Consider the following 26,057-nt stretch of genomic DNA (forward strand, 5'->3'; position numbering starts at 1 on the left):
GTGATCTGTTCCGTGAAACATAGCGCCTGGGGCGAAGAAGAAGCAAGTTTCGCCGTTGTTTCGCGTCTGAACGTAAAGGGTAACTATGCAATAATCATACACATCATCGTGAAGGATGAAAGAGAGGTTATGCCATGTTAACACAGATCAGCATTTTTATTATTGCTATCGCTTTTGCAGTTCTCGTTATTTTTCTTATTAAAACACTTAAAGCAGCACAAGGCTCTCTGGATAAGGTGACTCAAACCTTACAGGATGTACAAAAAACAGTCGATGAACTGAGCTATGAAGTAAAACAAACGGTTCGACATGCGAATGACATCACTGCAGATGTTGATCATAAATTAAAGCAAGTGGAGCCTGTGATGGAATCTGTTAAAAACCTGGGCGAGGTGCTCAGCGAAGTGACGCTGGCTGCCAGGCAGGCGTCTACCGCGTTAATGACCCGGTTTCAAAAGCCGCATAACACGGCGGATAAAACATCCAATACAGAAACTGCGAACAAGTCAGTGACACCAGACAGACCTTTAACTGCAACAGAACGGACGGTTCAAAGCTACAATGCGACCTACGAGGAGCCTGCGGGGAAGCCGCCTAAAAACTGGCTAAACTATGTGGATATCGCAGCCAGCCTGTGGCAGAAAATGCGCCAGTAGCATAGGGATTGAACCGTAAACTACAGGAAATTTATTGAAAGGGTGAGATTTATGATGAAGATTTTATTACTGGTTGCTGGTTTGCTCACTCCCTTTTCCGGACAGGATACGGTTCACCAAACCGTTTCCCCGCAAGCAGCGGGGCATATGGTGAGGGCTGTGCAGACGTTCCCCGATCAATATGTCGTACCAACTGGTTTTCATACGTTAAATGGCATATCTCTGGAGGATACCCGTGCGGATGTATTGAAAAAGCGGGGCAAGCCGCTTCAGGTAAAGAAGGATATGCTGCAGCTTTCTACAGAATATCAATATCCTGATGTCATAGTAGGCATGCGTGGGGATGTCGTTTCTTATGTACATGTAGACCCCGCTGCTGGCCGGATCAAGGTCAATGACGGGTGGCTGCCGCTGAAACGGCAAAAGCTGGATCAGGCGCTCGGCGGCTCGCAGTTTACAGCAGAAGACGGAGCGGTATATGTACGTGGACAGCGGGCGATTAAAGTGTTCACCGATGAGACGTCAGATAAGACCAAATATGTTGAGTTTTTTGACGAAACCGAGTGGTGAATTGATTTTTTAGCTTATGACATAACAAGGAAGTTTCAAATCGATGTATAGCGTGTAATAGTCAGAGAAGTCAATCAGATCAGCCCGACAGACTGGCATTAGTTTTAAGAACAGGATGTTGACTGCAGCACGAGTGCTTTGCGGGTCATCCAAAAACATAGATAAGGAATGGGGGTTCAACCTCATTCCTTATCTATGTTTTTGGAATGCCTTCTTACGGGTACGCAGCCTTATGGGAACGCTATTCCCAATCATCAAGAGGATTGCTGCTTAGCAGGTATAGTATAATACATGGGTTAGAGATAAGGAGAGGCTAATGAGAATTCTAATTGTTGACGATAATCCAACCAATGTCATTATTGTTCGTGAAATATTAAAAAAGCAAAATTATAGAGATGTAATTTCAGCTAGTTCAGCCGCAGAAATGTTGGAGCATCTAGGGATTGGTGATCGTAGCACTAGTCTTCGACCCCGTCCTTCTGATATTGATCTGGTGCTGCTGGATATGATGATGCCTGAAATGGACGGCATTGAAGCTTGCAGTATTGTGCAGGAGTATGAGCATTTAAAAGATATTCCGATCATCATGGTAACTGCTGTAGGGGATTCCAAAAAGCTGGCTGAAGCGCTGGATGTAGGGGCCGTCGATTATGTTATGAAGCCAATTAACAAGGTGGAGCTAATGGCGAGAATTCGATCTGCTTTGCGTCTTAAGCAGGAGAAGGACTGGCATAAGGATCGGGATCAACGGATTCAGGATGAGCTGAAGCTGGCTGCGATGGTACAGCAGGCGGTGCTGAGTCCTGCTATTCAAGACCCGATGCTGGAAGTAAATGCGCTATATCAGCCTTCCTTTGAATTGGCGGGAGATTTGTATTCATGGTATCCGCTAGGAGAAGGGAGGTATGCCGTCATCTTGCTGGATATGATGGGGCATGGCATTTCATCTTCGCTGTTCTGCATGTTCATTGCATCGGTGCTTAAGGATACTGTGACCACGTATGTGGAGCCTGAGAAGGTCATACAGGAGCTGAATCGCCGTTTTAACCAGCTGGATCTCGGCAAACAGCTGGTACAGTACTATTTTACGGCGATTTATATGGTGATTGATACTCGTTCTCGGCGGATTGACTATGTGAACGCAGGACATCCGCCCGGCTTGCTATTCAATCAGGACGGCAGCATCACCAAGTTTGACCAGGCCTGTAGTCCGGTAGGCTTGTTTGATAAAATTGATGCGGAAATGCACACGGTCCATTATGAAGGGACGGGACATATCGCTTTATATACGGATGGCTTGCTGGAGGCTGTAGAGGGCGAATATGAGGAGCAAATGGAGTATTTGACTGCATGTCTTCGCAAGCATGAGCAATGGAATGAAGAAGCAATGCTGAATGCCTTTTTTCGTAAAGAGGCGCCTCAGGACCGCGATGATGACAAGTGCCTGATCTGGATTTCATTGAAAGAGGGAGAGAGCTTGCATGAAAATCAGAAATAAGCTGTGAACTGGGGATATTTGGAGTTGATTTATTTTCTCGATAAACAGATGCCTTCCGTGCTATATGGTGATATGGGAAGATTGCGTCAAGTACTGATTAACTTGGTATCCAATGCCGTTAAATTTACAGACCAAGGCGGGGATATTCGTGTGGATACGAGCGGAGAGCAGGGTGTAATGTTTCATTTTACAATGAAGCTTGGCAGGTGGCATTTGGAAGGTGCTAGAAGGTTATAGCTTGATTCAAGAGTCCGTATAATGGGTTAGTATGTAGGGAAATCTTTTTTTGGGAGCGTAGGCCTATGAATACAAATAAAAATGAGAAGTTCAATGCAATTACAGAAACGAGCGATGGTGTAAATATCGTTTATCTGAATGGAGAATTGGATCTTTCGGTGGCACCTGACTTTCGTTTGGTGATGGAGCCTTTGGTGGAGGAATCCGGCCAGGATTTGATTATTAATTTGAGAGAACTTAAATACATTGACAGCACGGGTATTGGCATTTTGTTATCCATTTTAAAAGCGAGACACGGGATGGAGTCCCGGTTTGCCGTTCAAGAGGTACCGCCTCAAATTCAAAAGCTGTTCGATATGACCGGTATTGCCAAATTCTTTGTCCCACAGGAGAATTCCCAATAGGAAAGGAAAGAAAAAGAAATGAATGCTCAAATTCAAAAAGTAGTTCTTAATTTGCCCGCCACTGCTGACTTTGTTGATATTGTAAGATTAAATTTATACGGTATTGCCGCGAAAATGGGATTCTCCTATGAGGAGATTGAAGACATGAAAGTGGCTGTATCGGAAGCCTGTAATAACTCTGTCCTTTATGCATATGGTCACAAGGGAGGAGTCGTGGAAGTGATATTCGAATTTGACGAAGCTTCGTTGTCTATCCGTGTCAAAGATGAAGGGGAGAGCTTTGAACGGGTGGAGGACCCGTCCCGTATCGCATCCTTGCATGACAAGGAGTTGAATGATGCACAGGTGGGCGGCTTAGGCTTTTATCTCATGCAGGCGCTTATGGATGATGTCCATATCTTGAATGAGGCAGGAAAAGGCACTGAAGTGGTGCTGGTCAAGCGTCTGACCAGAAGTGAGGAGAAAGTATGAATGAAAAGGTAACTCCCCCGGAGTCGATGGATGAAGCCGTTGGTCTAATCTGGGAGTACCAGCAAACTAAAGATAACGAGATTGCTACCGTGCTGATCCACAAGTATGAACCGATGGTTAAGATGGCTGCCGGGAAGATCTCTCGCAACCGTCCGGACTTATACGAGGATTTATATCAGACCGGTCAGATGGCTTTGATCCGTCTGCTTCAGCAATACGATATCAGCTTGGGTATTCCCTTTGAACCGTATGCAATGAAAAGTATGCTCGGACATATGAAAAATTATTTGCGCGACAAATCATGGTACATTCAGGTTCCCCGCCGCATTAAGGAAAAGGGGGCGCTTGTTCAGCATGCTATTGACGAGTTGACTATTAAACTGGAACGTTCGCCGAATGTAAACGAGATTGCGGAATATTTGGATCTGACTGTGGAAGAAACGATTGAAGTGCTTGCTGGTCGTGAATGCTACCATTATGTTTCGCTAGATTCGTCTTTATCCCAGGAAGAAAGTGCAGCAACGTTAGGTGAGCTTATTAGCTCGGAGGCCAACGATTATGATACGGTCGAAAAACGGATGGATTTGCAGCAGGCTTTAAGCCAACTGAAAGAGCAGGAACAGAAGGTGCTCCTTCTCGCATTTCAGGACGGAAAATCTCAACGTATGATTGCGCAGACGTTGGGCGTATCGCAAATGAGTGTTTCCCGTATCCAGAAGCGGGCAACCGAAAAGCTGAAGCAGATTATGTCTAATTCCACTATTTTATGAGAAGACAGCAGAGTTTACGGTTTCAAATATTTGACGTCACATCGTAAGGACACGTTATTCCAAATAGGGAAGCGTGTCCTTTTTTAAAACGAACAAACGCAACAAATTGTAGCGCTTCTGAGTTAAGTACCTATTTTGATTTTGAAACAAAGAATGGTCTGAAAATTGGAACATCAGCGAATCCGTTCACGAACGAAAAATATGTAGTTCTTCGTTGGTCAGGGTGGAATTTTTCGGCCCATTTTGAAAGTGGCCGTAATGTAGCCGCAGATGCAAATTATGTTGCAAGTGTCAATTTCACGAACCAACTCATTTGGGCGATAGATTATTTATTAGCGATACCAAACGCAATCATTTTTGATGAAAGTCAAGAAACTATAATTCGATAAATTCACGAATGAGATTTTATGACGGACAGGAGAGATAATGGTGCAACTTTCAGATTCCACCTATTCCGAAATCAACACGCTATCTAAACAAGGTGAAGATTTAGTGAAGGCAGGCGATCTTGAGGCGGGCAAGCATAAGTATGTTGCTGCCCTCCGCTTATTGCCGGAAAACCATCGAGAATGGGAGGCCGCTACATGGTTAATGGTTATACGTGGCTATCGGGGATGTTCATTTTCGAATGAAGAATTACGATAAGGCATTCAAGTGCTTTTTTAATGCTGTTCAGTGTCCAAAAGGGTTGGGTAACCCCTATATTCATCTTCGGCTGGGGCAGCTATATTATGAACAGGAAAACCTCGAAAAGGCGATAGACGAGCTAACCCGGGCTTACATGGGTGCGGGTATTGGGATTTTTATGGAAGATGACCCAAAGTATCTTGAATTTTTGGAGACAAGCATAGAGATTTGAGACGGGGCGTTTTGTGTCGTAGATATCTTGTTCAAATAACGGATACGTTAGTTCAATAGAACAGCGGTAGTCCAGGATTTTATTTTCTCGTCCTTGGGCTACCGCTGTTTTGGTTTCTGGCGTTAGATTAATTTGATCTCATGCCTTAGCTCAAAAGGATGCTCATTGACGCTAGGATGTTGCATTCAATTCCTTCTCCGACTCCTTGACTGCCTGGGCTGTTGCATCCATAATCTCTTGATCTGCCTTGGCTGCTTCATCAGCAACGTCGGCCGAAGCTCTGGCTACGCTGGATAAGATGATGTCTTTGCTCCCGGATACGGTTTTAGCCACATCTGCTGTTTTAGTAGAAACCGTTTTGGCCAAATCCGTTGCTTTGCTGCTGACTACAGATGCAACGTCTTTTGTTTTATCGGATACAATCGTCATTTTATCAGACAGTTCGCTGCGCAATTCACGTCCCGGCTTCGGTGCGAACAGCAGGGCTGCCGCAGCGCCAATTAAACCTCCGATCAATAAACCCTTTGCAAAGCTTGAAGTATTGCCTGCCGTATTTTGATTGTCGATGTTATTCATGTCATATCACTCCTCTTATATAATAAAAAAATATATAAAAAACCATGCTGCTTTGGATGATGCGAAAGCTTCGTGTGCTGCTTTGTCTTGCTTACTTCGTATATAAACGCCGTGAACTTGGGTGAAACAATAAGCATCCGGTTCGCCTACAGGCGGGGAGTGGAAGAAGGGGGAGAAGACTGCAGACACGCTCGCCAGTAGAGCACAGGAACGGTAAACATCAGCCAAATGAACCCTGCCATATACCCACCCGCAATGTCGGTAGGAAAGTGAACTCCTAAATATACGCGGCTTAGTCCAATCAAGAGAATGAGCAATACACCAAGGAAGCACGGAAGGAAGAAGTGCCGGGCGCTCCCGCTGCAACATGTCTTTGATGAGCGTATTCAATCCCCACATCGCTGTAAAGCTGCTTATAACTGCAAAGGAATAAGCCTTTGACCGAAAATATACCCAGCACAAGGTGGCAACGCCGAGGGCAACGAGCAACGATATATGGAATGAACCGAAGGATGTAATGAATATAGCAACGGGGAGCAACCTGTAATGAGTAGTTGTCATCTCTGGAAAAATCACATTCTGAATACGTTCATCCCAATGTAAAAAAGGAGCTGTGCCAATCCATCGGATGGAGTAGGCAATGAGGAGCAAAATAACAATCATGACGATAGAAGCGTACAGACTGCGAAGCAAATAACTTGGCAGGAAACGAAATGATTGAGACTTTTGAGGTAACATATATAGCCAATCTCCTCCTTAAGGCTAAGTGATAGATTGATCATGTTGTACTATAAACTTAACGAATAATAAGCTTGAAAGCAAAAACTTGACTAAGTAGCAGGTTGATTTGCCTTTGAGTCAATGTATATGCAACCTATAAAAAAATAAGGCTCGTATTCCGCCATCGCATCTGTTGATGCGACCGGAGATACGAGCCTTATTTACGAGCACAGCGCACGATCATGAGCAGTGTTGTCCCAAATGATAGGTCATAAGCTAGTTAAGCGACCTGTCGCACGGGCTGGGTGGTCAGGAGGGCTTACGCAATCTGCCCAGCTCAGAGACGATGGCTTCAACCTCTGAGATACTCAGGTTAGGTTTGCTTATCACCATATCATAGACATCATGGATGTCCTCATATTGCTCCAGCGAGAATGCGGAAGCTTGCATAGCAGCTCCACTCGCCATACGAAGCTTGGTTTTAATACCTTCAATCATATACTCAATGTTGGCATGAGACGGTACAGACAAATCCATTGTTAATGTTCCATCCTTTCATAACAGGGGAAGTTGCCTGTATTGTATCATGTTTTTGTTGTAGAATGTACTGAAAGCCAGAATGCCGATAAACAACGGAATCAAGGAGGATGGACAAAGGTGTCTTTGTATAATCGAGCTTCCGCATCCGGTCGCTCCCCCTTAGATCGTAATGTAGAAAAAACAGATCGTGAAGGACTCGCACCGTTCTTTCGGGAAATTCATGATCAGCATACTATAGATAAGCTGACCTTTGTTTGTATCGGTACAGATCGTTCGTCAGGTGACTCGCTGGGGCCGCTGGTTGGCACCATGCTCAAGGAGCAGGGGGTTCCACACGTCATTGGCACATTGACGGAGCCGTGTGACGCGGATCATCTGGTTTCGTATCTGGAGTGTATTCCCCAGGATCATCATGTCATCGCCATAGACGCTTGTCTTGGACAGCAGGGATCGACGGGGATGTTTCTTATTGCACGCGAGCCGTTGACTCCGGCCCGCTCCGTTGGATTGGCTCTGCCTTCTGTGGGACATTATAGCGTCGCAGCTATTGTGAACGAGCGTAGCCCCAAGCCCTATTGGACCTTGCAAATGACGTCGCTCCATCTCGTCATGACAATGGCTGCACATATTGCTAACACTGCGGCGTCTGAATTTGGGCTAAGAGCAGCCAAACAAGATTTCCTAGATGGCTACCGTTTCAGATATTGATGTTCTGCTTAATAATATACATCAGCATGTTCTACTTACTAATATATTCAGCTCCAATAGACTATATACAGAGAAGGAAGGGTTTCACATGGAAAAGGTATTGTGCGAAGGAACGACGATCTGCTATGCCGAACAGGGGAAAGGAGAACCGATCATTCTGCTGCACGGATTTTGCGGAAGCTCTTCCTATTGGGATGAGGTTGTTCCCTTGCTATCCCAAAGCTATCGGTGTATTGTTCCAGACCTGCGTGGACACGGGCGCAGCGATGCTCCACTCGGAGCCTACACGATTGATCAAATGGCAGATGATGTGCTTAAACTTCAGGAACAATTAGATATCGCGCAGGCTGCCTGGTTCGGTCACTCTCTAGGGGGCTATTTAACGCTTTCCGCGGTACAGAGACACGCGGAGCGTCTTACAGCCTTTGGATTGATTCACTCCACCGCTTATGCGGATACGGAGGAAGGCAAAGAAAAGCGAAACAAGGCCGTGTCCACCATTCAAACAGATGGAATTACCAGCTTTGTAGATGGGCTTGTCCCTGGGCTGTTTGCTCCAGATCATGTAGAGTCTATGCCCGGACAGTTACTTAAGGCCAAAGAAATTGGCTATAAAACGCCGCCGCAAGGAGCTGTAGGAGCTTCACTGGCTATGCGTGAGCGTTCTGACCGTGGGGATGTACTGTCAGCTTCTGCCTTGCCGGCCCTTTTAGTGGCAGGTGAACAAGATCATGCAGTTCCTCCAGCCCGCACGTTTACAACGGATCGCACCGGGGTAACTCAGGTTACTATACCGAAAGTGGGTCACATGAGCCTGTTCGAAGCACCGGAATTATTAGCGGATGCCATCTCGTCATTTTTGGAACAACATTTGAAGTAAACCTGAAGAAGAATTCAAAAACCGGGAGCACCTGATGTGACAATCAGCTGCTCCCGGTTATTTTGTGCTGTAAATTGGATTTTAGTTATGACAATGACAACTATACACTCGGCTTATCGGATTTCTGCCAGGCTTGCTGTAACAAGTTGGGTAGTGTGTAAGGTGCCTAATTCATATTGCTTTTGTTCAAGGCAAACGCCGTCGGCAAACCGTCAATACTCTCCAAACTTTTCTCATAGTTATACTTTTTAAGGGCTTCTTCACCCATCTGAATCGCGACGTCCTTCAGCTTTTCCCGTTCGCATGTGAATGTCATGAAGGGAACCGCAAAACCACATGAATTCTGCACCATGTGAACGTCCACAACAATGATTTGTCTTGCACCGGGAAGCGGGGTGAAGAGCGGGTACAGCTCATTCCATTGCTTGGTATCGGGTAACACGACTGTGCCAGTGCCGTAGAGCTTTAATACACTTGGCGCGCCCTCAAATGCACAAAACATGAGGGTTACCCGTCCATTCTCTACAATGTGGGCGCTTGTCTCGTTGGTGCTCCCCGCCAAGTCGAGATAGGCTACTTTCTGGTCCGACAGAATACGCAAGGAATCATAACCCTTGGGGGAAAGATTAACATGCCCCTCCTTGGATAGCGGTGCTGATCCTACAAAGAAAATGTGCTGCCGCTATATAAAATCTTGATATTCCGGTAATATCGAGCTAAATCGATTAGCCATGCGCAATCATTCTTTCTCATAAAATAATAATCAAATAATCGTTTCTCAGGAAAATAAAATTTAATAATATATTAAATAATTGTTTTATTTCATGTGATAATTTTGTTTCTTATGAAACAAAATTATCATAATTCTAACAGGGAAGCAATATTGAATTTTTAAAACACTCGTAATTAGCCAGTCCTATGATAGGCCACAAAGAACTGTACCCGCTGTAATGTCGGAATGTCACATGCCATACGTGAGCATGCTGACCCCCCGGATCATTGATTGCTCTATAGTGACGGCATTTGGCTTTTGGAGAAGGATGTCTTACAATCAGAAGGAACAGGGTTCCTGGTTGTTTAGGCATCCAGATGAAAGGAAGGGAACGGGTTGCTAAGAAAAGATTATTTGCTCAGCATGATGGAAGAATTGACAACCGCCGTAGCAACCGTACTTGGACTAAGACGTGAAAATAAACACGTCGAAGCGCTGAATCAACTAGATGATCTGCTCAATAAGCAGTTTCGTCTACGTTCAGATTTGCTTAGACGATTGCCGCCGGAACAAATCATTGAACTCTTCCGCCTGGGTCCTGGAATTGAAGCAGACAAGCTTCAGCAGGTCGCTCGTATTTTGGAAGAAGAAGCCATGATTTACCTGGAAACCGACAGAACAGACGAGGGAATACGAATCTTGATGAAATCTCTTCATCTATATTTGTGCAGCGATTCGAAGGGCGCAGCTCGTGAACTACAGACGCTGCCTGAACGGATTTCGTGTATCGTAAATCTGGTGCGCGAATATGAGTTGCCCCCTGAAACCAGCAGGCTGTTGGCTGCTTATTATGAGCGTGAGGACAGGTTGGATGAAGCTGCCGATGTTTGGTTCGGACTGGCATGGGAGCAGCCAGAACTGCTGTCGGAAGCAGAGTCATTTTATAGTCAATTGCTGGATAAGACCAATGCGGAGCTGGAGCGGGGTGGAATTTCACGCCAGGAAGTCACCGAGGGTTTGGCCGAGATCACCCAATTATATGAAAGAAAGTGAGATGTACCTTTTGGATTCACTGCGTGAACTAATATACCAATTGACCACAGGAGGCTCTCTTATAACCGCGACGCTAAGTCAGCTTCGCAAACGGGAGGATGCTTCCTTTACTAAAGTACACATCAAGCCTGTGGAATTGAAAAACAAGCTGCATTACCAGTTTGCTTTTCATTACAGCAACAAAGTCATTCATGAAAACCTAACCCCTGACGAAGCTAATGAGCGCATGACCGCCTTGTTTGAGGATACGTTCCGTCAAGGTCTTTTATGTGCCAAGAATGCGGACTATCAGGTGCTGATTAGTAAAAAATATAAAGTGTCCATTTTGACAAAATCTCCGAGTAAAAGTAAAGCCGATCTGTCTCATAATCGCAAAAAGCAATATGTGCTGGAGGAAGGGGAACGAATCCCGTTCCTGATTGAGCTGGGGATTATGAATGAGGACGGTAAGGTGCTGGCCCGCAAGTACGATAAATTCCGCCAAATCAACCGCTTTCTCGAAATGGTGCAGGATGTACTGCCCAGCCTCCCCGTAGGCCGCCCATTGACGATTGTAGATTTTGGCTGTGGCAAATCGTATTTGACCTTTGCTTTGTATCACTATTTGGCTGTACAGCAAAAACGGCCTTTGCAGATCGTTGGCCTGGATTTGAAGGCAGATGTCATTGAAACCTGCAACCTTCTGGCGCAAAAGCTGCAATACCGCCAATTGGAGTTTCTGGTCGGTGATATCGCAGATTATAACGAACTGGAGCAGGTGGATATGGTCGTTACCTTGCATGCCTGTGATACAGCCACGGACGCTGCGCTGGAAAAGGCTGTACGCTGGGGAGCGTCCGTCATTTTGTCGGTTCCATGCTGCCAGCATGAGCTGTTTAGCCAGCTGGAAAATCCGGTGCTGGAGCCATTGCTTTCTCACGGTATCCTGAAGGAGCGTTTTTCTGCACTGGCAACGGATGGAATCCGGGCCAAGCTCCTGGATATGATGGGATATCGGACACAACTGCTTGAATTTATCGATATGGAGCATACACCTAAAAATATCCTGATTCGTGCCGTCAAAGGCCAAGCGGGAGAGAAGTCCGTTCTATGGCGTGAATACACGGCATTTCGGGATTTCATTCATGCTGATCCTTATTTGGAACGTGCGTGTGCAGATTTGCTTCCCGAAGGAGCAGGGAAGACGCAGACACATCGTTAAGGAATATAGTAAAAGTGGGGCCACTACGGAGTGGCTCCACTTTTTTTGTAGTTCACAGCTCGCCGTTTGCAGCCACAGGTTGTTCCCTCTACTCCAAGTACTCTTGTGTGCGGAGCTTCTATCCGCCATAGGCACTTCTAAAAGCAGTGCACAAAGCGTTGCGATCCACCTTCCATAATGCCGCGAGCTCCTCACTGACATCTTCGTCCCACCAGTCGCACAGTAGCTTGCGGTTGCTACGGTTTTCAGCAATCCAGATGAGGTGTCCGACGACTTTGCGATAGTACAGCTCCTCGCCCTGCTTGACCAGATCGGGAGCAATGTGAACAGGCAGACGCTTGCGCGCTCGGTATAGCTCCTTGCTGCAAGCGCGCCGGATACCACGAGCTGTGGGTAAACGGGATTGTGGATTGTCATGTTTGGGTGATTTGCCGGGAGGCATATCTGTACCCCCTCCTCTCTCCCACAGCTTATGCGGACGGAAGAGCAGGGGTCACTGGCCCCCTGATTGAGCAAAGTGGCGACTTGTTCAGCCGCTGTGATAAACTAATGAAAATAGAGCAAAAAGGCAGGGAGTGGGCAGAGAGATGGACTATATATCTAGCATCATTAATTATTTGTTTGAGATGATTCGCAGTCTTGGATATTTTGGTATTATGCTTGGGCTGATGGTTGAGGTCATACCAAGTGAAATTGTTCTCGCATATGGTGGTTTCCTAGTGTCCTCGGGCCATATTAATTTCTTTGGTGCGGTCTTGTTTGGTACCATTGGCGGGGTGCTGGCTCAGCTGTTTATTTATTGGATTGGACGTTATGGCGGCAGACCGGTATTGGATAAGTACGGCAAATACATACTTATCAAAAAGAGTCATGTGGACCACGCTGAGGCTTGGTTCAACAAATACGGCACAGGGGTCATTTTCACAGCGCGTTTTATCCCTGTTGTGCGTCACGCAATCTCAATTCCTGCCGGGCTCGCTCGAATGAACGTATGGCGCTTTATTATTTTGACGACGCTGGCGATCATACCTTGGTCTGTTCTGTTTATTTATTTAGGTACGCTGCTGGGGAATAAATGGGAGCAAATCGATGAAATGGCTGCACCTTACATCAAACCGATTTTGCTGGTTGCTCTTGCGCTCTTGATCATTTATTTTGTCATCAAATGGGTTATATCCAAAAACAAAAAAGGAAGTGCATAACATGAGCCGTACTAACGTATCGCAATATTTCGGAAAGGGCTTGAGCCCTGGGCAGTTTATGGAGGGAATGGAAAAGAACAAGGAAACCTTCCGCTCTGGATACGATCAGTTTGTTTGGAACACCGAAGAGGATCGGGAGTATTTTGAAAGCTTGAACCATCGGGATGATATGCGTGTGCTTATATTGGCTGCTGATTGGTGTGGAGATGTGGTACGCAACGTACCAGTTGTATTCCGTGCATTGGAGAATAGCGGCATTCCAACCGAGGTTCTGATTTTGGAAAATCATCAGGAACTGATGGATGACTTCCTGACCATGGGCGGACGTGCAGTACCGATTGTGATTTTTGCCGATACAGGGGGCCATGTGCTTGGTCACTGGGGACCGCGCCCCGCACATGTCCAACAAATCATGATCGAGTTCAAACGTGAAAATCCGGATCGTGAAGCCGATGATTATCAAGAGAAAATTGCGGTGGCTCGCAAAGAAATGGCTGAGAAATATGGGGAGGGAACCGAGGCTCATCCTGTGATTGTTCAGGAATTGCGCGAGCTGATCTCGGGATTTTAACTCATGACGCTATCCATTCGCAGCTTTAATCTCGGCCCACTCCAAACGAATGCTTATTTGCTTCAGGGGGATGATCCGCAGCGTGCCATTATTATTGATCCGGGGATGAATCCGGGCCCTTTGCTAAGAGCTATTGAATCGCTGACGATTGAGGCGATCTTGCTGACTCACGCCCATTTTGACCATATCGGTGGGGTAGAGGCGATTCGCAATGCCAAAGGGTGCCCAGTTTACCTGCACGCCTTGGAGCAAGACTGGCTGACATTTCCCAAGCTGAATGGCTCCTTGATGTGGCCGGAGGCGTCGCCACCGATTTCGACGGAGCCTGCCGAATATGATTTGGACGAAGGCCAGCAGTTGGACTTAATCGGGCACACGTTCAAGGTGCTTCATACACCGGGGCATTCACCTGGTAGCGTGAGCTTTTTGTGCGGCAAACATCTTTTTTCCGGGGATGTACTATTCCGTCAAGGCGTCGGGCGTACGGACTTGCCTGGCGGTCGGGAACGGGACTTATTTGATTCGATTCAGAACAAGTTGTTCCCGCTTGGAGATGACGTTACCGTGTATTCCGGTCACGGACCCAAAACATCCATCGGCTATGAAAAAGTCAATAATCCGTATATCCGGTAAAATGTATGCACGTTTCAATTGGGGCAGAACCAAAGGTGTGACAGGTTTTGCTCCTTTTCGACAACAAATTATAAAATATGTATAGACAAAGGTTTTTATTTTTGTTAACATAAATTTATTGAAGTTACATACTAAACTCGCGAAGCACGCAAGCTGTGGATGAATCCCGGTTTGCGTTCTTTTTTTTGCCCATTAAGAGGATAAAGAGGCATGAGGCCATCAGATCACAAGGGGGAGCAAGAATGAAAAGAAAACATATACATGGGGTGCAGCATGAGAGTGGGGGAAGCCTCCGTTTTACTAATATAGTAGGAGATGAAGCATCCGTGGTAGGCTCTGAGCCGAAGGTTATAACATGGAAGAAGGTAACAAGACGAGCCTCCACCTATACACAAAAATGGCATGTAAGGCTAAATGAGCACAGGCTGGGGCGTGGAGATGGCCAATTCTAAGAACCATAGATGATATAGACAAACTATTTATTTTTTAGTAGACTTAGCAGATAAGTTCAGACAAACGGGGGGGCTAACGATGCATCATTTAGGAGCTAGAATTATGATCGTCGCGGATGCTTTTGAGCAGAATCTTCCTGTGGGCGAACACGGTTATATCATTGCTTACGATCGTAATGCGGACAATGCTTTTGACTATGTCATTCGCGTCCCGAAGATGAATCGCAATTTTTTTGTACCATCCGGGGACATCGAGCTGGAAGAAAGTATTCTGAAGCTTGAAGCCGAGCGAATTGAGCGTGAAGCGCTGATAGATTACGCCCTTGCTACTCATAATGAGAAACTGTTCAAGCATGTGATGAACGGTGGTCTTGATTCGGTAGAGGCTGAGGAAGAAGAAACCGCGGCAGAGTTGTTGTCACAGGCTGATTTTATCAAACAAGTCAATCTACGTGCTTGGATATAGGAGTCGGCCACTGCTGACTCTTTTTAGGAATATATAACGGCACGATCTCGTTCCTATAGTTTTCGTGAAAGGCACCGAGAGGTGCTTTTTTTATATCCGTTTAGCAACATCTATCTCATTGATGTACAGAATGCTTCTGTGCCGCGTCAAAGATTGAATTGTAAAAGGTTCTATCCTATAATTAAAAACGTTATTTCAAAGTTCGGTGCAGCATTTTTTGATATCAGGATTTTGCAAAATTCGATTGGATGTCGATTATTGTTTTTTTGTAAAATCCTCATATACATGAGGAGGGTTTTGTATGAACATTTCCACGGAAGATGTCCGTCACGTAGCCAAGCTGTCCCGGTTGAATCTGACCGCGGCCGAAGAAGAAACGATGACAGGGCAATTGAACGCCATTCTCCATTATGCGGAGAAGCTGAATGAGCTGGATACGGAGCAAGTAAAACCGACCACTCATGTGCTGCACGTCAGCAATGTCATGCGGGACGACGAAGTTCGCGAAAGTTTGACCCAAGAGCAAGTCATGCGCAATGCACCTGAAGAAGAAGACGGACAGTTTAAAGTTCCTGCTGTTTTGGAATAAATTTTACATTTGAAAGGGGGATGCAAATTGAGCTTGTTCAATAACACATTGCCGGAAATACATAACAAGCTGCATCAAAAGGAAATTTCTGTGAGTGATCTGGTGGGACACGCTCTGGAAACGATTGGTGCACGGGAAGACAAGATCAGGGCCTATATCACCGTTGATGAGGAACAGGCCCGTGCATCGGCACGTCGGTTGGATGATCAGCTGGTTTCTGGAGAGGAACGCGGGTTGTTGTTTGGCCTGCCAGTTGGTATTAAGGATAATATTGTGACAGAAGGGCTGCGTACAACATGCGGCAGTCAGTTTTTGAAAAATTTTAATCCTGTGTATGATGCCACGGTTGTCGACAAATTACGAGCTGCCCAAACTGTAACACTCGGTAAAATGAACATGGATGAATTCGCCATGGGGGGCTCTAACGAGAACTCCAGCTTTTTCCCGGCGCGTAATCCATGGGATCTGGAACGTGTACCTGGCGGTTCCAGCGGGGGATCAGCAGCGGCTGTAGCAGCGGGTGAGGCTTATTTCACCCTTGGCTCTGATACAGGCGGTTCCATTCGCCAGCCCGCTTCCTATTGCGGTGTAGTGGGTCTGAAGCCAACCTATGGTCTGGTATCACGTTTTGGATTGGTGGCCTTTGCCTCCTCTTTGGATCAAATTGGACCCATTACTAAAAATGTTCAGGATTCGGCGTATGTCCTGCAGGCTATTGCAGGCTATGATCAGAAGGACTCTACTTCTGCGAAGGTTGACGTTCCTGATTATTTGAACGCTTTGACCGGAGATGTAAAAGGGCTTCGCATTGCTGTGCCTAAAGAATATCTTGGTGAGGGCGTCGATCCACAGGTTAAGGAAAAGGTGCTGGATGCACTGAAAACGCTGGAAGGACTGGGCGCGGTATGGGAAGAAGTGTCTCTCCCTCACACCGAATATGCGGTAGCTACATATTATCTGCTGGCTTCATCCGAAGCGTCCTCCAATCTGGCCCGCTTTGACGGCGTGCGCTACGGTGTACGTTCTGATAATCCTGACAACCTGCTTGATCTGTATCATCAGTCCCGCACGCAGGGCTTTGGCTCTGAAGTGAAACGCCGGATTATGCTTGGGACCTATGCGCTCAGTTCCGGGTACTATGATGCTTATTACCTGAAAGCTCAAAAAGTACGTACGCTGATTAAACAGGATTTTGACCGTGTATTTGAGCAATATGATGTTATTATCGGACCTACCGCACCGACAACTGCTTTCAAAATCGGTTCGCAGGTGGATGATCCATTGACAATGTATTTGAACGATATTTTGACGATTCCGGTGAGCTTGGCCGGGGTGCCGGCTATCAGTATTCCTTGTGGTCTTGCAGATGGACTGCCGGTCGGACTGCAAATTATCGGGAAAGCCTTTGATGAGTCTTCCGTGCTGCGTGTAGCGCATGCATTTGAACAAAATACCGAATTTCACAAGCGGCGTCCACAGCTGTAATTTAGCGAAAAGGAGGGAACCCATTCATGTCTACAACTACATCCAAATATGAGACGGTCATCGGACTTGAAGTCCATGTGGAATTGCATACGAAGTCTAAAATATTTTGCGGATGCTCGACATCTTTCGGAGCGCCGCCCAACTCACATACATGTCCAGTATGTCTCGGACACCCGGGGGTATTGCCGGTATTGAACCGTCAGGCCGTCGATTATGCGATGAAAGCAGCGATGGCGCTCAATTGTACCATTGCTGATGTGAGCAAGTTTGATCGCAAAAACTATTTTTACCCCGATTCACCGAAGGCTTACCAAATCTCGCAATATGATCAACCCATCGGCGAAAACGGCTGGATTGATATTGAGGTGAACGGTGAGACCAAACGTATCGGTATTACCAGACTGCATCTGGAAGAAGATGCAGGTAAATTAACCCATGTGGATGGCGGCTATGCGTCTCTGGTTGATTTTAACCGGGTCGGCACACCACTGGTCGAAATCGTTTCGGAGCCGGAAATATCTTCACCGGAAGAAGCCAAGGCTTATCTGGAAAAAATACGTGCCATCATGCAGTATTGCGATGTATCCGACGTGAAGATGGAGGAAGGCTCACTTCGCTGTGACGCGAATATCAGTCTTCGTCCGCGTGGACAAAAAGAGCTGGGAACCAAAGCGGAACTGAAAAACATGAACTCCTTCCGTGGCGTACAGCGCGGACTGGAATATGAGCAGTTCCGGCAGGAGCAGACGCTGGAGGAAGGCGGAACGATTGTACAGGAGACACGTCGTTGGGATGAGGCCCAAGGTAAAACCCTGTCCATGCGTGGTAAGGAACAGGCGCATGACTATCGTTATTTCCCGGACCCGGATCTCGTTACACTGCATATTGATGAGGAATGGAAAGAGCGCATTCGTGCTTCGATTCCTGAACTGCCTGACCAGCGTAAAGCACGCTACACTTCGGAATATGGATTACCTGAGTATGATGCTCAGGTGATTACGTCCTCCAAGCCACTGGCCGATTTGTTCGAGGATAGCCTCCAATACACCAAGGATGCCAAAGCGGTATCCAACTGGATTATGGGGGATTTGCTCGGCTATTTGAACAGTGTCGGTTTGGAACTGTCGCAGGTTAAGCTGACAGGCCGGGGCTTGGGTGAAATGATCGGACTGCTGGAGAAGGGAACGATCAACAGCAAAATCGCTAAAACGGTCTTCAAGGAAATGCTGGAGAGTGACAAACTTCCACAGCAAATTGTTGAAGAAAAAGGGCTAGTGCAAATCAGCGATGAGGGTGCGATCATGACCATCGTCGAACAGGTTGTAGCAGCTAACCCGCAATCGGTTGAGGATTACAAAGCCGGCAAGCAAAAGGCTATAGGCTTCCTGGTCGGTCAAGTGATGAAGGAGAGCAAGGGCAAAGCAAACCCTGGCCTCGCCAATAAGTTGCTGACAGAAGTGCTGAACCGCTAATGGCATAGATTTGACAGGGGGCTTGTCTTTTAGGGACAGGCCCCTTTTTGCATAGATGCTGAGGAGGGTTGGGCGAAAACGATCTTCAGAAGCGTGATGGCACATTATGAGTTTCCTTTAGGAGGGAAAACAGATGGTTACCCTATGTTCATTGACAGACGATGATATCGTAAACCAGATATGGCGTCTTCAGCACGTTGCTTATAGGCTGGAAGCGGAGCGAATTGGGTTTGAGGAGATTCCGCCCCTGATGGATACATTGGATACGCTGAAAAGCTGTGGTGAGTCCTTTTATGGCTGGGTAGAGGACGACGAGCTGCTAGGTGCGCTGGCTGTGCAGTCTGAGTCGCCCGGTTCGCTTACTCTTACGCGTATGATGGTCCATCCGGATCATTTTCGTAAAGGGATTGCGGACTCTTTAATGAGGCATGTTTTGAATGAACATCGTCATATACCGCTGTTTATCGTCTCCACAGGAACTTTAAATACTCCCGCGGTGGCACTTTATCGTAAACATGGCTTTCATCCCGTGTCGGCGGCTGAGGTCGCTCCGGGCGTGGAATTAACCACTTACCATTTGCATAACGTGAAGTGACGTTGAGACACCTTTGAATCAGCAGTGAACATACACACAAGCTTACAAACCGCGCACCTGATGAGGGGAGCGCGACATCACCGGGAGGAGAGATTCGAGTGAATAATCCGTGGATTATCGATGATTCACATATCATTTTACGGCTTGTACTATCCATGCTTCTCGGTGGATTTATTGGCTTTGAACGTGAACGCTCCAATCACGCTGCCGGTTTGAGAACCCATATTATGGTCAGCCTGGGTTCGACACTGATTATGCTGCTCTCCATTTATGGTTTTGACGATTTTATTAAAGATGCCAATGTGCGCGTAGATCCAGCCCGTTTGGCTGCAGCGGTGATTACTGGCGTAGGCTTTTTGGGCGCAGGGACAATCTTGTTTACTGGCAAAGCCATCACCGGCTTAACAACAGCCGCTTCCATTTGGGTCGTGGCCGCTATTGGCCTTGGTGTTGGAGCGGGTTTTTATTTTCCGTCTATTGCAGCGACGGTGCTTGTGTTTTTAAATTTAAGGGTATTTAACAAAATCGAACTGCGGTATATGCGTGAACGGGAACGTCACCTGATTACTTTGTACGGATTGTCCTCTCATGAATTACTGGAGCAAATTTCGAATTATTTAAAACAGGAAAAAGTAGAAATACGCAAAATAACGATTAAAGAACATGAGCATGTCCCTTTTCATGAAGTGTACCCTAATCGGCAAAGTATGGAGGTCTCTTTGGAAGTATTGACCAGCCACGATTTTGATCCAGTGCGTATTGCAGCTGAGCTTCGGCAGTGGGAAGATGTAGCGGCAGTCTCCGTGGAATGATGGGTTGCCTCATTTTTTCCCAGTTACTCTTACATCCGATTGGGGTACTATTTAACCATCAATGCATTTTCAACGGAACACGTATGGAATTCAAAGGGGAGGATGGCATGAACTCGGAACAACCGTTACCGTCTGGAGAATCCCGGCGTCTACTAGAGCCAGAACAGCGGGAACAACCCTCACAGGGGAAGCGTCTAAAATACGCTAGATTCCGCAAAGTGATTGCCATTATCATGGCGACATTAATACCTGGACTGGGGCATCTATTTTTGGGATTGTTTATTAGGGGGCTCACATTTATTGTATTGCTCCTGTTGGATATTTTTGCGATGTTGTATGTTTCCTCTGACGGCCTAAGGATCAACATCCCGTTGCTTATCTTGCTTGGATTATTTATCCCTGTCTTATATTTTTACAATGTGTATGACGTCTTACAATCAGCAGATTATATGGTTCGGTATCGCCGCAAGCCGGATCGTTATTCACGAATGGATGCCAGAGGTCACCAAAGCAGTCCTTTTTATGCATGGGAGAGAGGCTTGGCTTTTGCTGTACTGCTGGTCGCAGGCGGTGGACTTATGATTTTGTTCCGCATGAAGCCTCGCTGGCTGGGCATTTTTTTTGAGGATTACGGCTTCCTGACACTGGCCATTTTATTGATACTGATCGGATTATTCATTTTTCTGCGGGAAATTGTCCTGTCCTTTAAGCGAAAAAAATTGAAGGAAAGAGGGTGAGGCTGGCGTGCACCGTAAAATAAGAGTCGGGCGCTACACCTCATCGCTTCTGTTAATGGCTGTAGGTGTTCTGCTGATCGTAGATGTGCTTCAAAATACTGAATATATGCTTCAGCTCCTTGTATGGTGGCCCGTAATTTTCGTGCTTTGGGGACTGGAGTATCTTATTTTTTTTGGTGTGTACTATCGCAAAGAGGGAAAGTCTGACCATGGTAGGCGTTTCAGGCCAGATCTGAAAGGGATTATCTCTGCTTTGGTCGTAGCTGCTTCGGTTTTTATCGTGACCCAGCAAAATCATTATATGTACCTGTGGAACCGGGTCAGTCTCAATCTGACGTCAGCCTCTATGGATTTTAGCCAGGCTAAAGAGAACCGGTATGATATGGGTGGTGTGCTGGTGCCTGTAACCATGCAGACGTCCGATTTGGTGGTGGATTCGGTTAATGGTGATATAACGCTGATCAGACGGCCTGTGTCCAATATAGAGGTGCGTGGGACCCTGTGGGTGGATCAAGCCCCTGCTGCCCAAGCGGACAAGATTGCTCAAGCCTCCTCACTGACTTCTACTGACGGCAAAACCATCCAGATCCGTCCGGAGGTTCAGCCATATGGGGCATCCAGCAAGCGTCAGCCCCGTATGAATTTGCTGATTACAGTACCGGAGGATCGGCGCTTCAATATGCAGATCAGAACCTCCAACGGGAATATTACCCTGAACGGAGTAGATGCTATCGACAGCATTCGGCTTGAGAGCGGCAATGGGAATCTCATAGTCAATGATGCTATCGGTAATGTCCAAGGGGCCACCCTGAATGGTCAGATCAAATTGCACCGGATTACCGGAGATGTGGATATGCGAACAAACCGTGGCGACATGCAGGCAGGGAACATTGAAGGAGCCGTGTCGCTGTACACGGTGGTAGGCGATATTCAGCTTGCACGCTCAAAAGGGGATATCACGACGGATACGCAGAATGGTGACATCAACGTGCTGGACTCTACAGCCAAGCTGAATGCAAATTCGCTTAATGGTGCAATCAAGGTGAATAGCGAGCAGGTAGGCGGGGATTGGAAAATATACAGCGCCGTCGGCGATATTGTTTTGGAGCTTCCATCGAACGGAGATTTTCAGTTAGAGGGCTCCAGCAGTTATGGCAATCTTCAATCCGAGTTTCCATTTAAGATAGACAGTAAAAGTATTTCAGGCCAAAATGGGACAGGCAAATATGTGATCAACGTAGAGGGCAACAGTAATTTAATGATTAAAAGGATACTGATGCCGATGTTGCCTGGTTTGGATGAGTCCGGAAAACCGACCGTGCCTGGCATATCTGAAGGCTCTCCAGATGGTTCGGAAGCTTCTGCTACAGATACCTCGACAGAGACATCTGGCAATACTACGGCGCGTTGACAAGAAACTTCGGTAGACCGTACAATGTGAGTATGTCTAAAATGGGTTGTCAATAGATGGGCTTTACATGGATAGGATCGTAAGTAAGGGATAAGGCGGTGGACATATATGGCAGCACACGTCCAGCATGCTTTGGAACTTCTGAAGAAGACAGGTGTACGCATAACACCCCAGCGCCATGCCATATTAAACTATTTGATGGAATCTATGGGGCATCCGACTGCAGATGAAATATATCGAGCACTCGAATCCAAGTTTCCAAGCATGAGTGTGGCTACGGTTTATAATAACTTAAAGATGTTTATAGAAGCGGGTATGGTACATGAGTTGACCTATGGAGATAACGCCAGTCGTTACGATGCTAATGTTTCGGAGCACTATCATATCATTTGCGAAAAATGCGGGAAGATTGAAGATTTCAGTTATCCGTATTTGGCTGATGTGGAAGGCCATGCCGCGTTGGAGACAGGCTTCGAGGTGCGTGGACATCGTATGGAGTTATACGGAGTATGCAAAGATTGTAACAACAAACAAACATAGCGAAACTAGGAATAGAAGTTTTTTTGGTGAGGTATGCATATATTGTAATAGGTTGGAAACGTGAGGAATTCCCCATAAGCGGGGATTTACCGCGTTTTTTTGTTTAAATCACTTTTCAAAAGTGTTCTGTTAGAATTACGATATCCAGAAATCCAAAGTTTCTATAATGGAGGTTCAATATTGGCCAGAAATCATTCCAGACGCCGCCGTAAGCGTTCACGATTCAAAGGAGCGGCAGTCTTGCTACTGTTCGCAGCGATCATCTGCACTATTACTGTCGTAAGGTATGGTAATCCCTTGCATGAGAAACCCGATTGGCAAGGCAGCGTGCGTCCTATTTTTATCCAGGGCAAGTTAACCGGGTATGAGGCTCAGAGCTCTGGCAAGAATATGCTGATCCCGCTCAAGCTAGTGCAAAAGCAAATTGATCCTGCAGTTCGATATGAGGATGAGAACCAGACCATCATTTTGGCGACAAGACAAAGCTTGCTCCATATGAACGTTGCGAAGTCACAAGGAGAACTGAATGGTAAAGCATATGCGCTGACCGCTGCCCCTCAAATGATTAGCGGTGAGTTGTACATCCCTATACAAGCTGTTCGTGAAGTATATGGTGTGTCCGTTCACGAAGATCCGGTGACAGGTGCAGTCATTCTGATGAAAGCCGGGGATAAAGTCAAACTGGGAAGTGTAGAAAAGAAAGATGGGGGTCAGGATGCTAAAATCGCTTTGCGTAAAGAAGCCTCCAGCTTATCTTTTATTTTGACAGATATATCTCAGCAGACGAAGGTGCGCATTTGGTCCAAACAGGGTGATTGGTATTTTGTTCAATTGGACAATGGCTATGCAGGATACGTTAAAGCAGACAATGTTTCAGAGTCGGGAGAGCTTGCGGTGCCTTCAGCCAAGGACGTTGCGTCCATCTCGGAGAAGCATTGGGAGGGCAGACCAGTTAATCTGGCTTGGGAGGCCGTCTATAATCGTAAGCCTAATCCTTCTACATTTGATCCTATGCCCGGGGTCAATGTAGTGAGTCCCACATGGTTCAGTGTCATTGATCAGGAGGGTACTGTAGAAAGCAAGGCCGATCCGGCTTATGTCAGTTGGGCGCATCGCAAGGGGATGGAGGTATGGGGCTTGCTGAGCAACAGCTTTAATCCTGAATTAACAACAGAAGCATTGTCTACCTTTGAACGGCGAAAGTCGATTGTGGATCAGATGATTTCTTTTGCCCAAGAATATGATCTGGACGGCATTAATATTGATTTTGAAAATGTTCATACGAAGGACGGCCCTAATGTTACCCAATTTTTGCGGGAGCTTAAGCCAATGGCTCGGGAGCATGATTTGATATTGTCCGTTGATGTTACGCCTAAATCTCAAAGTGAGATGTGGTCTGCTTTTTTGGATCGAAAATCATTGGGAAGTATTACAGATTACCTTATGGTAATGGCGTATGATGAACATTGGGCTGCCAGTCCCGAGGCAGGTTCTGTAGCCTCGCTGCCGTGGACGAAAGCGTCAATCAAGCGAATCCTTCAAGAGGACGAGGTCCCGCCGCAAAAAGTAGTTTTAGGAATTCCGTTATATACCCGTGTATGGTCCGAGACTCCTGAAAAAGGGAAAATTAAGGTTAGCTCCAAATCACTTGGCATGGATTCAGCAGCGGCTATCGTAGAAAAATTTAAGTTAAAGCCTAAATTCAGAGCTTCGGAAGGCCAAAATTATGTGGAGTATACTGAAGATGGTGTGGTCAAAAAGATTTGGCTGGAGGATCGGGTGTCTCTGGGGGCGAGAGTGGAGCTTGCCAAATCCCTGAAGCTCGGAGGGATCGGTGTGTGGAATCGGACCTTTGCAGATCAAAACGCATGGGAAACTTTAAAAGAAATAAGTAAATAAGCATAAAAAATTATACAATTGAAGAAGGAAGCTGCTTCTTTATGTAGAAGTGTTCACATATATCCAAATTTAGCGGTTGAGCCTGAGCCGCCTTGCAGGTATGGAGGGAGAAGTGCAGCAAACCAAATTAAGCTTGATGTATGATGAATTGTTGCAGAAAAATTCAATAGCAGTTATTTCGTACAGAAAGCCGGGAGAGTATTTTCACGGAGCGATGTTGTACGATTTTGATGAACTCATTTTAATTATTGGAGAAGGCGAGCAGCCAGCCAGGTTCATACAGCATTTACTTATTGATGGATTAAGATGTCAGGTGTTGTATACAACACTTGCTTGTCTGAAGGGCTGGATTATCGCTGGCGAACATGCCAACGTTATAGATTATTTGCTGGAAGGTCGTATCGTTTGGGAGCGGGATGACAGGGTTCGTCTTTTAAGAGAGGAAATTGTCGAATTCAACGATCCCTTGCGGGAGCAGAAGAGGTTTCATGAGTTTTCTCGCTTTCTGGTCAATTACGTTCATGGTAAAAAAGCGATGCGAGAAGGTCGAACCATTGACGCGTATCAAAGTGTCTTGAAGGCGTTGGATCATTGGGCCTCAATTGAACTCATTGAGCGGGGGATTTATCCGAAGGTACATTTATGGCTTCAGGTACAGCCGTTGGATCGGACGGTCTATAAGCTGTATAACGAGCTCACATTAAGTACGGAAACGTTGGAGCAGCGGATTGAGCTGGTACTGCTTGCTTGCGAATTTTCAGTCATGTCTAAAATGAAAGAGTGTTCTTCTCCGCTATTCCGCATATTAGGGAGCAGACGGGAGCCTTGGTCTATAGATGAACTCATTAATCACCCTGAGCTAAAAAATCTCCAATTGGATCTTACCGTCGTGCTCCGCAAACTGGTGTATCGTTCACTTATTAAAGAATCAGCTGCTGGGAACTTTAGAGATCACGGGCATAGTCGTGAACTGCGCTACTCACTTATTTGATGAATAAGAGCTGATATGTCAGGAAGAAAGGTCGTCGAGCTGGCTTTTCTTCCTTTTTTATACGGTTAAAGTTGTGAGCGGCTTAAAGCACATATTAATTATTAATTTAGGTTGACGAGTATATAAAATATGTGATAAGTTATAACTCGCCCCATGAAGCAGCATGAATAATTTAGAACTGTTTAAAGCAGGATAAACGTGTTGCATCAAGCGAAAATTCAAGTGAAAATAAATTTTCAAAAAAAGTGCTTGACGAAAAATGAGGTTATATGTTACATTATTTGAGTCGCCGCTGAAACGCGGTGGTGAAACAAAGCAAGGACAAAAGCAAGACATGATGCAGGTTT

Annotated in this window: 30 protein-coding genes and 2 pseudogenes; 27 read left to right on the plus strand and 5 right to left on the minus strand. The window is 46.2% G+C overall.

The window, feature by feature from the left end:
- Window positions 1-134 precede the first annotated feature (134 nt).
- From KQI_RS0100525 to KQI_RS29595, 8 genes and pseudogenes are all read left to right on the plus strand, one after another.
- Window positions 135-656, plus strand: a complete 522-nt coding sequence (locus KQI_RS0100525) for a DUF948 domain-containing protein (RefSeq protein WP_010344689.1) — start codon at window positions 135-137, stop codon at window positions 654-656.
- 51 nt (window positions 657-707) lie between these two features.
- On the plus strand, window positions 708-1,226 hold the full coding sequence (locus KQI_RS0100530) for a hypothetical protein (protein ID WP_039774089.1): 519 nt from the start codon (window positions 708-710) through the stop codon (window positions 1,224-1,226).
- Between the two features lie 316 nt (window positions 1,227-1,542).
- Window positions 1,543-2,724: a PP2C family protein-serine/threonine phosphatase gene (locus KQI_RS0100535; protein WP_010344691.1), complete on the plus strand. Its 1,182-nt coding sequence runs from the start codon at window positions 1,543-1,545 to the stop codon at window positions 2,722-2,724.
- 3 nt (window positions 2,725-2,727) lie between these two features.
- Window positions 2,728-2,928: pseudogene (locus KQI_RS0100540) on the plus strand (sensor histidine kinase); the annotation flags it as partial.
- Window positions 2,929-3,026: 98 nt separating this feature from the next.
- Window positions 3,027-3,365: an STAS domain-containing protein gene (locus KQI_RS0100545; protein WP_010344694.1), complete on the plus strand. Its 339-nt coding sequence runs from the start codon at window positions 3,027-3,029 to the stop codon at window positions 3,363-3,365.
- An 18-nt stretch (window positions 3,366-3,383) separates the two neighbouring features.
- Entirely contained in the window at window positions 3,384-3,836 is a 453-nt protein-coding gene (rsbW, locus tag KQI_RS0100550; RefSeq protein WP_010344695.1) for an anti-sigma B factor RsbW, read from the plus strand.
- Window positions 3,833-4,606, plus strand: coding sequence for a sigma-70 family RNA polymerase sigma factor (locus KQI_RS0100555; protein ID WP_010344696.1), 774 nt, complete (start codon window positions 3,833-3,835; stop codon window positions 4,604-4,606). The genes rsbW and KQI_RS0100555 overlap by 4 nt, the downstream gene beginning before the upstream one ends.
- Before the next feature lie 429 nt (window positions 4,607-5,035).
- A pseudogene (locus tag KQI_RS29595) lies at window positions 5,036-5,465 on the plus strand (tetratricopeptide repeat protein).
- A gap of 171 nt (window positions 5,466-5,636) precedes the next feature.
- Here KQI_RS29595 and KQI_RS0100565 read toward each other — a convergent pair.
- The 3 genes from KQI_RS0100565 to KQI_RS0100575 form a co-directional block, all read right to left on the minus strand.
- Window positions 5,637-6,041, minus strand: a complete 405-nt coding sequence (locus KQI_RS0100565) for a YtxH domain-containing protein (protein ID WP_010344697.1) — start codon at window positions 6,039-6,041, stop codon at window positions 5,637-5,639.
- A gap of 15 nt (window positions 6,042-6,056) precedes the next feature.
- Window positions 6,057-6,779, minus strand: coding sequence for a hypothetical protein (locus KQI_RS28930; RefSeq protein WP_010344699.1), 723 nt, complete (start codon window positions 6,777-6,779; stop codon window positions 6,057-6,059).
- Between the two features lie 291 nt (window positions 6,780-7,070).
- The gene (locus KQI_RS0100575) at window positions 7,071-7,298 is read right to left on the minus strand and encodes a DUF1128 domain-containing protein (RefSeq protein ID WP_007432112.1); all 228 of its coding nucleotides are present in this window, start codon (window positions 7,296-7,298) and stop codon (window positions 7,071-7,073) included.
- 120 nt (window positions 7,299-7,418) lie between these two features.
- Between KQI_RS0100575 and yyaC the strand changes: the two genes are divergently transcribed.
- Window positions 7,419-8,009, plus strand: a complete 591-nt coding sequence (yyaC, locus tag KQI_RS0100580) for a spore protease YyaC (protein ID WP_029389963.1) — start codon at window positions 7,419-7,421, stop codon at window positions 8,007-8,009.
- Window positions 8,010-8,097: 88 nt separating this feature from the next.
- Entirely contained in the window at window positions 8,098-8,889 is a 792-nt protein-coding gene (locus KQI_RS0100585; protein ID WP_010344704.1) for an alpha/beta fold hydrolase, read from the plus strand.
- 166 nt (window positions 8,890-9,055) lie between these two features.
- Here the strand turns inward: KQI_RS0100585 and KQI_RS0100590 are convergent, their stop codons facing one another.
- A complete protein-coding gene (locus KQI_RS0100590) occupies window positions 9,056-9,562 on the minus strand; it encodes a pyridoxamine 5'-phosphate oxidase family protein (protein ID WP_241763837.1) in 507 nt (168 codons plus the stop codon).
- Between the two features lie 435 nt (window positions 9,563-9,997).
- Here KQI_RS0100590 and KQI_RS0100595 point away from each other — a divergent pair, with 435 nt between their 5' ends.
- A complete protein-coding gene (locus KQI_RS0100595; RefSeq protein WP_010344707.1) occupies window positions 9,998-10,654 on the plus strand; it encodes a DUF6483 family protein in 657 nt (218 codons plus the stop codon).
- Window positions 10,641-11,855, plus strand: coding sequence for a class I SAM-dependent methyltransferase (locus KQI_RS0100600; protein WP_010344708.1), 1,215 nt, complete (start codon window positions 10,641-10,643; stop codon window positions 11,853-11,855). The genes KQI_RS0100595 and KQI_RS0100600 overlap by 14 nt, the downstream gene beginning before the upstream one ends.
- A 118-nt stretch (window positions 11,856-11,973) precedes the next feature.
- Here KQI_RS0100600 and KQI_RS0100605 read toward each other — a convergent pair whose 3' ends face one another.
- Window positions 11,974-12,297, minus strand: coding sequence for a hypothetical protein (locus tag KQI_RS0100605; RefSeq protein WP_010344709.1), 324 nt, complete (start codon window positions 12,295-12,297; stop codon window positions 11,974-11,976).
- Between the two features lie 145 nt (window positions 12,298-12,442).
- Between KQI_RS0100605 and uptA the strand changes: the two genes are divergently transcribed.
- The 15 genes from uptA to KQI_RS0100680 all read left to right on the plus strand — a co-directional run bounded on the left by uptA (window position 12,443) and on the right by KQI_RS0100680 (window position 25,710).
- Window positions 12,443-13,057: an undecaprenyl phosphate transporter UptA gene (uptA, locus tag KQI_RS0100610; RefSeq protein ID WP_010344710.1), complete on the plus strand. Its 615-nt coding sequence runs from the start codon at window positions 12,443-12,445 to the stop codon at window positions 13,055-13,057.
- Window position 13,058: 1 nt separating this feature from the next.
- Window positions 13,059-13,628, plus strand: a complete 570-nt coding sequence (locus tag KQI_RS0100615) for a thioredoxin family protein (RefSeq protein WP_010344712.1) — start codon at window positions 13,059-13,061, stop codon at window positions 13,626-13,628.
- Between the two features lie 3 nt (window positions 13,629-13,631).
- Entirely contained in the window at window positions 13,632-14,261 is a 630-nt protein-coding gene (locus tag KQI_RS0100620; protein ID WP_010344713.1) for an MBL fold metallo-hydrolase, read from the plus strand.
- Window positions 14,262-14,503: 242 nt separating this feature from the next.
- A complete protein-coding gene (locus KQI_RS0100625; RefSeq protein ID WP_010344715.1) occupies window positions 14,504-14,713 on the plus strand; it encodes a hypothetical protein in 210 nt (69 codons plus the stop codon).
- Window positions 14,714-14,792: 79 nt separating this feature from the next.
- Window positions 14,793-15,179: a hypothetical protein gene (locus KQI_RS0100630; RefSeq protein ID WP_029389964.1), complete on the plus strand. Its 387-nt coding sequence runs from the start codon at window positions 14,793-14,795 to the stop codon at window positions 15,177-15,179.
- A gap of 301 nt (window positions 15,180-15,480) precedes the next feature.
- Window positions 15,481-15,768 carry an Asp-tRNA(Asn)/Glu-tRNA(Gln) amidotransferase subunit GatC gene (gatC, locus tag KQI_RS0100635; RefSeq protein ID WP_010344719.1) on the plus strand — a complete coding sequence of 96 codons (288 nt, stop codon included), beginning with the start codon at window positions 15,481-15,483 and terminating at the stop codon, window positions 15,766-15,768.
- Window positions 15,769-15,795: 27 nt separating this feature from the next.
- A complete protein-coding gene (gene gatA, locus KQI_RS0100640) occupies window positions 15,796-17,253 on the plus strand; it encodes an Asp-tRNA(Asn)/Glu-tRNA(Gln) amidotransferase subunit GatA (RefSeq protein ID WP_010344720.1) in 1,458 nt (485 codons plus the stop codon).
- 26 nt (window positions 17,254-17,279) lie between these two features.
- Window positions 17,280-18,725, plus strand: a complete 1,446-nt coding sequence (gene gatB, locus KQI_RS0100645; RefSeq protein WP_010344721.1) for an Asp-tRNA(Asn)/Glu-tRNA(Gln) amidotransferase subunit GatB — start codon at window positions 17,280-17,282, stop codon at window positions 18,723-18,725.
- 133 nt (window positions 18,726-18,858) lie between these two features.
- The gene (locus tag KQI_RS0100650) at window positions 18,859-19,320 is read left to right on the plus strand and encodes a GNAT family N-acetyltransferase (protein WP_010344722.1); all 462 of its coding nucleotides are present in this window, start codon (window positions 18,859-18,861) and stop codon (window positions 19,318-19,320) included.
- Window positions 19,321-19,418: 98 nt separating this feature from the next.
- Window positions 19,419-20,132, plus strand: coding sequence for an MgtC/SapB family protein (locus tag KQI_RS0100655; protein ID WP_010344723.1), 714 nt, complete (start codon window positions 19,419-19,421; stop codon window positions 20,130-20,132).
- Window positions 20,133-20,215: 83 nt separating this feature from the next.
- A complete protein-coding gene (locus KQI_RS0100660; RefSeq protein WP_029389965.1) occupies window positions 20,216-20,869 on the plus strand; it encodes a hypothetical protein in 654 nt (217 codons plus the stop codon).
- Between the two features lie 7 nt (window positions 20,870-20,876).
- Entirely contained in the window at window positions 20,877-22,280 is a 1,404-nt protein-coding gene (locus tag KQI_RS0100665) for a DUF4097 family beta strand repeat-containing protein (RefSeq protein ID WP_010344725.1), read from the plus strand.
- Window positions 22,281-22,388: 108 nt separating this feature from the next.
- Window positions 22,389-22,820, plus strand: coding sequence for a peroxide-responsive transcriptional repressor PerR (gene perR, locus KQI_RS0100670; RefSeq protein ID WP_007432093.1), 432 nt, complete (start codon window positions 22,389-22,391; stop codon window positions 22,818-22,820).
- A gap of 180 nt (window positions 22,821-23,000) precedes the next feature.
- Window positions 23,001-24,719 (plus strand): glycosyl hydrolase family 18 protein, encoded by a 1,719-nt coding sequence (locus KQI_RS0100675; protein WP_010344726.1) that lies wholly within the window; start codon window positions 23,001-23,003, stop codon window positions 24,717-24,719.
- A gap of 112 nt (window positions 24,720-24,831) precedes the next feature.
- Window positions 24,832-25,710, plus strand: coding sequence for a nucleotidyltransferase-like protein (locus tag KQI_RS0100680; protein WP_010344727.1), 879 nt, complete (start codon window positions 24,832-24,834; stop codon window positions 25,708-25,710).
- Window positions 25,711-26,057 lie beyond the last annotated feature (347 nt).

It is taken from the genome of Paenibacillus peoriae KCTC 3763 (assembly GCF_000236805.1).
Classification (GTDB): domain Bacteria; phylum Bacillota; class Bacilli; order Paenibacillales; family Paenibacillaceae; genus Paenibacillus; species Paenibacillus peoriae.